Origin of the sequence: Intrasporangium sp. (assembly GCF_035280925.1) — a bacterium.
GTDB lineage: Bacteria > Actinomycetota > Actinomycetes > Actinomycetales > Dermatophilaceae > Intrasporangium.
On the sequence record NZ_DATEEY010000181.1, the window covers coordinates 99,383 to 107,964 of the forward strand.

Consider the following 8,582-nt stretch of genomic DNA (forward strand, 5'->3'; position numbering starts at 1 on the left):
GTGTCAGGTCGCGACAAACACCAGGTTCGCGTCAGCTGCGCGAGGCGTCAGCCAGCAGCGACTCGAACGGCGTGACGTCCTCGAACGGATCGACGGGTCGCGGAGCGGGCGACCCGGCGACGACCCGGGCGAAGTCCGCGCCGGCCCGCTCGATCCGGGCACCGAGGCGCCCCGCCTCGACGCTCCCCCAGTCCTCGGACGCCGCGAAGACGGCGACGGGTGCGACGAGGGCACCGAGGTAGGCGAACAACGGCCGGAGCGCGTGGTCGATCGCCAGCGAGTGGCGGGCCGTGCCTCCGGTGGCGCCGAGCAGCACGGGCTTGCCACGCAAGGAGTCCGCCGGCAGGACGTCGATGAGCATCTTGAACAGCCCGCTGTAGGAGGCGCTGTAGATCGGCGTCGACACGACGAGTGCGTCCGCCCCCACGACGGCGTCGAGGCGCTCCTGCAGTGCGGGCGACGCGAAACCGGTGAGCACGTTGTTGGTCAGGTCGTGCGCGATGTCGCGCACCTCGATGACCTCCACATGGGCATCGCCGCCGGGGAGTGCCTTGACGACGGCCTCGGTGAGCCGGTCCGCCAACAGGCGCGTCGAGGAGGGCTCGGTGATCCCAGCGGTGATGACGGTCAGGCGGGTGGTCATCAGATGGCTCCTTGGGCGGCAGGAATGCGGGACTCGTCGGGCGAGGCACCCGTGACGTCGTCGGCGGCGGCGTAGACGGTCGCGTCGTGCGCCCCGCCGGCCGCCGAGACGAGCGACGCGTGGGTGGGGGCGTCCGGCACGTGGGCCGGCTTGAGGGCGGCGAACTCCTTGCGCAGCACGGGGACGACCTCCTCGCCGAGGATGTCGAGCTGCTCGAGCACCATCTTCAGAGGAAGCCCGGCGTGGTCCATCAGCCACAGCTGACGCTGGTAGTCGCCGACGTAGTCGCGATAGCCCAGCGTGGCCTCGATGACCTGCTGGGGGCTGCCGACGAGGAGCGGAGTCTGGGCCATGAAGTCCTCGAGCGACGGGCCGTGGCCGTAGACCGGCGCGTTGTCGAAGTACGGCCGGAACTCGCGGATCGCCTCCTGGGAGCTGCTCCGCATGAAGACCTGCCCACCCAGGCCGACGATCGCCTGGTCAGCGGACCCGTGGCCGTAGTGCTCGAACCGGCGGCGGTAGAGCTGGACCATCTGCCGGGTGTGGCTGGCCGGCCAGAAGATGTGGTTGGAGAAGAACCCGTCACCGTAGTAAGCCGCCTGCTCCGCGATCTCCGGGCTGCGGATCGAGCCGTGCCAGACGAAGGGCGGCACGCCCTCGAGCGGGCGCGGGGTCGACGTGAAGCCCTGGAGCGGCGTGCGGTACGTGCCCTGCCAGTCGACCACGTCCTCGCGCCACAGGCGGTGGAGCAGGGCGTAGTTCTCGATGGCGAGGGGGACGCCGTCGCGGATGTCCTTGCCGAACCACGGGTAGACCGGACCGGTGTTGCCTCGGCCCATCATGAGGTCGATCCGCCCGTCGGCCAGGTGCTGCAGGTAGGCGTAGTCCTCGGCGAGCCGCACGGGGTCGTTCGTCGTGATCAGGGTCGTCGAGGTCGTCAGGATGATCCGCTCGGTCACGGCGGCCAGGTGCGCGAGCAGCACGGTCGGGTTCGCGGGTGCCACGAACGGTGGGTTGTGGTGCTCCCCCGTGGCGAAGACGTCGAGGCCGACCTCTTCGGCCTTCTTGGCGATCTCGATCGTGGCCTTGATCCGCTCGTGCTCGGTGGGCGCGCGACCCGTCGTGGCGTCGGTCGTGACGTCGCCCACGGTGAAGATCCCGAACTGCATGTGTCCCAGCTCCCTCATTAATTGACGATTCAAGCATACCAACAGCCAGCCGCGGCCGCACATTCCCGGTGCCTCCGGCACGAGGCCGTATGCCGCTGAGCCGCGCTCTCCGGTCACCCGGCCGCCCAGCACGGCCGGCTTCCCCGGGCGCATCGCGTGGCGTGCGATCCTGACCGGGTGACCCCTGAGATCTCCCCGAAGGACCGGTTCATCACGGTCTACGGCCGCAACCCCGTGCACGAGGTCCTCCTCGATGCCGACCTGCACGTCGACAAGGTCGTCATCGCGGAGGGTGCTCGCGGCGCAGGCCTGGCGGAGATCAGGAAGGCTGCTGGTCGGCGTGGCGTCACGGTCCAGTCCGCATCCGCGGAGCGGGTCAAGAAGCTCGCCGGCAACGGCCGTCAGGACCAGGGCGTCCTCGCCGACGTCGTCGCCCCGCGGATGCTCCCGCTCGCCGTAGCGCTCGACCATGCCGACCTGCGGACCGTTCTTGTCCTCGACGGCATCACGACCCCGGCAAACGTCGGGATGATCCTCCGTTCGGCCACGGCCGCCGGTGTCGGCGGCGTCGTCGTGCCGCGACGCGGTGTCGCGTCCATCGACCCGCTCGTGGTCAAGGCCTCGGCCGGAGTCGCCTTCCGGGCCCCGATCCTCAAGGCCTTCACCGCCGCGGAGGCGGTCTCCACCCTCAAGGAGCACGGGTTCCACGTCGTCGGACTCGACGCCGAGGGCGAGGACGACCTGTTCACCGCGCACCTTCCGGAGCCGGTCGCCTTCGTGCTCGGCAGCGAGACGTCCGGCCACGGCCCCGAGGTCGCCCACCTCGTCGACACGTGGGTGTCGATCCCCATGGCGGGCGGCGTCGAGTCGCTCAATGTCGCGGCGGCCGCTGCGGTGGTGTGCTTCGAGCTGGTGCGACGGGCCCGAGCCTGACCGTGGCGGGGCTCACCCGTGCGCCGCACGGACCGTCCCGCTGCCGACTTCGGCGACCCGCCCGCCGACGAGGACGGTGCCCCCATCATCGATGCGCACCACCACACGTGAAGGTCTGCCAATCTCGTCCCCCTGCCAGATGGTGATGAGCTCGTCGCGCCGTCCGGTCAGGGCGAGCCAGCTCCCGAGGTTGGCGGCGGCCGAGCCGGTTGCCGGGTCCTCCTCCAGCGCACTGCGGCTCACCGCGAAGAACCGCGCCGTGATCACCGAGTCCGCAGTCCGTGCCCAGACATAGACCTGGGGCTCTGGGCCAGGTACCGACAGGCGCTCGCGCATGCCGCGCGGGTCCGGCTGGCAGGCGTGCACCGCATCCCCGTCGGCGAGCTCGACGAGGAGCTGCTCGACCCCTGAGTCGACCCAGTGCGCGCCGTCGGGGACGACCGCCTCGGGCGGTATCCCGAGAACCTCGGCGATCTCCGACTCCGTGGTCCGGGCAGATCGGGCCCTCCCCGGATTGGCGCGCAGCCGCCAGGCGTCGCCCACCCGGCGCACCGGTATGCGTCCCGCCGGCATGGACAGCACCACCTCGTCGACGCCACCTGCCAGCGCCGCCACGACGTGTGCTGTCCCGAGGGTCGGGTGGCCGGCGAAGGGCATCTCGTAGGACGCAGTGAAGATGCGCACGTCCGCCCCGGCCACGTCGGCTGACTGAGCGCGCGTCGCGGTCACGAAGGCGGTCTCACTCAGGTTGAACTGCCTCGCCCACGACTGCATCTGCTGATCCGTGAGGGCGGCGGCGTCCTCGAAGACGCAGAGCGGGTTGCCGGAGAACGGATCGCCATCGATCGAGAAGACATTGAGCAGCCGGAATCGCAGGTCCACGAGGAGAGTCTGCCGGGCACTAGATTGACCGCATGGCCAAGCCAGACGGTGTCGTGCCCGGAAGCATCTACCTGTTCCGCCACGGCGAGACGGAGTGGTCGCTCAGCGGGCAGCACACCGGCACGACCGATCTGCCTCTGCTGCCCGAGGGCGAGGAGGCGGCCCGCGAGCTCGGGGAGATCCTGCAGAACCGGGCGTTCGAGCGCGTCCTCTCCTCACCCCTGCAGCGGGCCCGACGCACCGCCGAGCTGGCCGGGCTGACGCACGTCGAGGTCGAGCCGCTCCTCCGGGAGTGGGACTACGGTGCCTACGAGGGCATCACGACCACGGACATCTCGGCCGGGCTCGGCCGGCCCTGGGAGGTCTTCGTCGACGGGGTCGTCCCCGGGGACACCCCCGGTGAGACGCTCGAGGAGGTGGCCGCCAGGGCCCAGCAGGTCATCGACACGATCTGGCCGAGCCTCGAGCGGGGCGACGTCGCGCTCTTCGGGCACGGGCACGCCCTGCGGGTCCTGACAGCGGTCTGGCTGGGCCGCAGCCCCCGCCTGGGGCAACAGCTCATCCTCGACCCCGGGTCGATGAGCATCCTGACCCACCACCGCTCCACCCGCTGCCTCGGCACCTACAACCTGTCCCCGTGGCGTCTGCTCCGGAACTCCACCACGCGGTGAGCGCGCGGGCCCAACCAAGCCAGCTCAGCGGCATACGGCTCGAACATCATTGTGCCCCAGTAGGACTCAGGCCTCCTTGGGGAGCTCCCACGTGTGGACCGGCTCGTTGGCGTTCATGCCCTCGATGTACTTCGCCAGCATCTCGCGCAACGCCTCGTCCCGGGCGAGCCCTCGCGACTCGAGCCTGGCCACGCACTCCGCCTGCCAGCAGGCACCGTTCATGCTCGTCAGGCAGCGCTGCTCGATGACCGACAGGTACCGGTCCCGCACGGCCTGCGACACGCCCCACCGCTCGAGCCCCTCGTGCGCCATCGGCAGCAACCGACGCAGGATCAGCTCGGTCGCCGGTACCTCGCCCATCCCGGGCCAGTACGTCCTTGCGTCGATCCCAAGTCGAGCCCCCTCCTCGAAGTTGGCCTCCGCCGCGGAGAAGCTCATCCGCGTCCACACCGGGCGGTCCTCCGCATCGAGGACCCGCATCGTCCCGTAGTAGAAGGCGGCGTTGGCCAGGACGTCGATGATGCTCGGGCCCGCGGGCAGGACGCGGTTCTCGACCCGCAGGTGCGGTCGGCCGTGGACGATGTCGTAGATGGGGCGGTTCCAGCGGTAGACCGTCCCGTTGTGGAGGCGCAGCTCCTTCAGCTGCGGGACCTCACCGCGCTCGAAGACGTCCTCCGGCTCCTCGTCCGAGATCTCGGGAAGCAGCGACGGGAAGTACCGAACGTTCTCCTCGAAGAGGTCGAAGATCGAGGTGATCCACCGCTCGCCGAACCAGACACGCGGCCGGACCCCCTGGTTCCTCAGCTCGACGGAGCGGGTGTCGGTCGACTGGGTGAACAAGGGGATGCGGGTCTCCGCCCAGAGCCGCTGGCCGAGGAAGAAGGGCGAGTTCGCGCCCACGGCGAGCTGGGGGCCGGCGAGGACCTGGGCGGCGTTCCAGTGGTCGGCAAAGCGCTCCGGCTCCACCTGCAGGTGCAGCTGCATCGACGTGCACGCCGACTCGGGAGCGAGGGAGTCCGAGTACCGCGCGATGCGCTCCCCGGTCGGGCCCTCGAGCTCGAGCCAGACGTCCTCGCCGCGGGCGTCGAGGACCGCGATGTTGAGCGCCGCGTAGCGGATGTTCTCGCTGATCCAGTCGCCCTCGAAGTGCTCGGGCATGATCGTCGGCAGGATGCCGATCGCGACGATGCCGGTGTTCAGCTCGGCGGCCCGCTCCGAGGCATGGTTGAGGGACGCACGTAGGTCCTGCTCCAGCTCGAGGGCGGCGTCACCGGGCAGCGGTCGCGGGCGGACGTTGAGCTCGATGTTGAAGCGCGCCAGCTCGGTCTGGTAGTCGGGGTCGGCGATCTGCTCGAGGATTGTCTTGTTGTCGAGCTTCGGACCGAGGTCGCCGTTGACGAGGTTGAGCTCGATCTCCAGCCCAGTCATGGGCCGGTCGAACTCGAACTGGCTGTGGCCCAGCATCCGCTCGAACACGTCAAGGTCGCGGCGCACCTTCTCGCGGTAGCGCTGCCGCTGTTCTCGGGTGTACCTGGCCTGTTCGACTTCGGCTCCCACGAACCCGAGACAACCACACAAGCGGCCTCTGCGCGAGGGTTTGGGGTCGGGTGTCGCCCGCTCTCGGCCGTCAGCCCTCGAACGCCTCCGGCGGCGGGCAGGAGCACACGAGGTGCCGGTCGCCATGGGCACCGTCGATGCGCCCTACCGGTGGCCAGTACTTGTCTGCCGCCTCCACACCCACCGGGAAGGCCGCACCAGCGCGCTCGTACTCATGCACCCAGTCCCCGCTCGCGATGGCGTGCGCGGTGTGGGGAGCGTTGCGCAGCATGCTCTCGGCGAGGGCGACGTCGCCCTTGTGGATCGCCTCGATCTCGTCCCGGATCGCGGTCATCGCGTCGCAGAACCGGTCCAGCTCGTGCTTGTCCTCGGACTCGGTCGGCTCCACCATGAGCGTGCCCGCGACGGGGAAGCTCATCGTGGGCGCGTGGAACCCGTAGTCGATGAGGCGCTTGGCGATGTCGTCGACGGTCACGCCGGTGTCCGTGGTGATCTTGCGAACGTCGAGGATGCACTCGTGCGCCACGAGGCCGTCACGCCCTGAGTAGAGCACCGGGTAGTGCTCCCGCAGCCGCGCCGCGACGTAGTTCGCGTTGAGCACGGCCAGCTGTGTCGCGTGGCGCAGCCCGTCGCCGCCCATGAGCCGGATGTATGCCCAGGAGATCGGGAGGATGCTCGCGGAGCCATAGGGGGCCGCGCTCACCGGCCCGACGCCCGACTCGGGCCCGGCCTCGGGAGCCAACGGGTGGTTGGGCAGGTGCGGTGCCAGGTGCGCACGCACCGCGACCGGGCCGACGCCCGGACCGCCGCCCCCGTGCGGGATGCAGAACGTCTTGTGCAGGTTGAGGTGCGACACGTCGGCCCCGAACTTGCCCGGTTGCGCAAGCCCGACGAGCGCGTTGAGGTTGGCACCGTCCACGTAGACCTGTCCGCCCGCGTCATGGACGAGCTCGCACAGCTCGGTGATGGTGTCCTCGTAGACCCCGTGGGTCGACGGGTAGGTCACCATGATGGCCGCGAGGTCGTCGCGGTGCTGGTCGACCTTGGCGCGCAGGTCCCCCATGTCGACCGTGCCGTCTGGAGCCGTCTTGACGACGACGACCTTGAGGCCGGCCATGACGGCCGACGCGGCATTGGTGCCGTGGGCGCTGGCCGGGATGAGGCAGATCCGGCGGTGACCTTCACCGCGGGCCTGGTGGTAGGCGTGAATGGCGAGCAGGCCCGAGAACTCCCCCTGCGACCCGGCGTTGGGCTGGAGTGAGACGGCGTCGTAGCCGGTGATCTGGCACAGCCAGCTGCCGAGCTCGTCGATGAGCCGGCGGATGCCCTCGGACTGGTCCGCGGGCGCGAAGGGGTGCAGGTTCGCGAACTCCGGCCAGCTGACGGACTCCATCTCCGTGGTGGCGTTGAGCTTCATGGTGCACGAGCCGAGGGGGATCATGCCCCGGTCGAGTGCGAAGTCCCGGTCGGCGAGACGGCGCAGGTAGCGGAGCATGGCCGTCTCGGAGCGGTGGCTGTGGAAGACGGGATGCGTCATGAAGTCGGACGTCCGGGCGAGGTGGGTCGGCAGCTCCAGCCCGGCGCTGACGGCGGTGGCGGAGTCGTCTGGCTGGGGAGGCGCATCCAGACCGAACCCCTGGAGGACTGCCGCCACCGTCCGCGACGTCGTCGTCTCGTCGAGACTGAGCGAGACCCGGTCCGCGTCGACGCGGTTGAGGTTGATGCCCCGGTCGACGAAACCCCGGACGACCTCGTCGGCCCGGCCGGGAACCGAGATCGTCAGGGTGTCGAAGCAGATCTCCGTGGTGACCTCGATCCCACTGGCCACCAACGCTTCTCGCAGGTTCACGGCGTGGGAGCGGATCCGCTGAGCAATTCGCGTCAGGCCGTCTGGCCCGTGCCAGACGGCGTACATCGACGCCATGACGGCGAGGAGCACCTGTGCGGTGCAGATGTTGGAGGTGGCCTTCTCGCGGCGGATGTGCTGCTCGCGGGTCTGGAGCGCCATGCGGAGTGCAGGCTTGCCGCGGGCATCGACCGAGACGCCGATGATCCGGCCGGGCATGGCGCGCTTGTGGGCGTCCTTGGTGGCGAAGAAGGCGGCGTGCGGGCCGCCATAGCCGATCGGCACGCCGAAGCGCTGAGCCGAGCCCAGGGCGATGTCGGCACCCAGCTCGCCGGGCGGGGTCAGGAGGGTGAGGGCCAGGAGGTCGGTGGCGACGGCGGCGAGGCCGCCTTTCGCCTGGACGGCACGGATGGCGGGGCGGAGGTCGCGGATGCTGCCGTCGGTGGCGGGGTACTGGAAGACGGCGCCGAAGACGTCCTGGGACTCGATCTGGTCGAGCGGGTCGCCGACGACGAGGTGGATGCCCAGATGCGCGGCACGGGTGCGGATGACGGCGATGGTCTGCGGATGGCACAAGGCGTCGACGAAGAAGGCGGAGGCTTTGCCGCGGCTGATCCGGCGGGCCATGGTCATGGCCTCGGCGGCGGCGGTGGCCTCGTCGAGGAGCGAGGCGTTGGCGAGCGGCAGGCCGGTCAGGTCGGCCACCATGGTCTGGAAGGCGAGCAGCATCTCGAGCCGCCCCTGCGCGATCTCGGCCTGGTAGGGCGTGTACTGCGTGTACCAGCCCGGGTTCTCGAGCACGTTCCTCTGGATCACGGGCGGCGTGAACGTCGCGTGGTAGCCGAGGCCGAGGAACGACCGCCACGGGCGGTTCTTCCGAG

The 8,582-nt window shown here is 70.0% G+C and carries 7 protein-coding genes; 2 read left to right on the plus strand and 5 right to left on the minus strand.

Going from position 1 to position 8,582, the window contains the following annotated elements; genetic code table 11:
* Positions 1–31 precede the first annotated feature (31 nt).
* Positions 32–643, minus strand: a complete 612-nt coding sequence (locus VJN29_RS16960) for an FMN reductase (RefSeq protein WP_324144814.1) — start codon at positions 641–643, stop codon at positions 32–34.
* A complete protein-coding gene (locus VJN29_RS16965; RefSeq protein WP_324144826.1) occupies positions 643–1,812 on the minus strand; it encodes an LLM class flavin-dependent oxidoreductase in 1,170 nt (389 codons plus the stop codon). Before VJN29_RS16965 ends, VJN29_RS16960 begins: the two co-directional genes overlap by 1 nt.
* Positions 1,813–1,989: 177 nt before the next feature.
* Here VJN29_RS16965 and VJN29_RS16970 point away from each other — a divergent pair, with 177 nt between their 5' ends.
* Positions 1,990–2,745 (plus strand): RNA methyltransferase, encoded by a 756-nt coding sequence (locus VJN29_RS16970; RefSeq protein ID WP_324144815.1) that lies wholly within the window; start codon positions 1,990–1,992, stop codon positions 2,743–2,745.
* Positions 2,746–2,757: 12 nt separating this feature from the next.
* Here VJN29_RS16970 and VJN29_RS16975 read toward each other — a convergent pair whose 3' ends face one another.
* Positions 2,758–3,627 carry a PhzF family phenazine biosynthesis protein gene (locus VJN29_RS16975; protein ID WP_324144816.1) on the minus strand — a complete coding sequence of 290 codons (870 nt, stop codon included), beginning with the start codon at positions 3,625–3,627 and terminating at the stop codon, positions 2,758–2,760.
* 32 nt (positions 3,628–3,659) lie between these two features.
* Between VJN29_RS16975 and VJN29_RS16980 the strand changes: the two genes are divergently transcribed.
* A complete protein-coding gene (locus tag VJN29_RS16980; protein ID WP_324144817.1) occupies positions 3,660–4,298 on the plus strand; it encodes a histidine phosphatase family protein in 639 nt (212 codons plus the stop codon).
* Positions 4,299–4,364: 66 nt separating this feature from the next.
* Here the strand turns inward: VJN29_RS16980 and VJN29_RS16985 are convergent, their stop codons facing one another.
* Positions 4,365–5,855 carry a glutamate--cysteine ligase gene (locus VJN29_RS16985; RefSeq protein ID WP_324144818.1) on the minus strand — a complete coding sequence of 497 codons (1,491 nt, stop codon included), beginning with the start codon at positions 5,853–5,855 and terminating at the stop codon, positions 4,365–4,367.
* A 70-nt stretch (positions 5,856–5,925) separates the two neighbouring features.
* Positions 5,926–8,582: aminomethyl-transferring glycine dehydrogenase (gene gcvP / locus VJN29_RS16990; protein WP_324144819.1), on the minus strand; the 2,657-nt coding region annotated here is incomplete at its 5' end.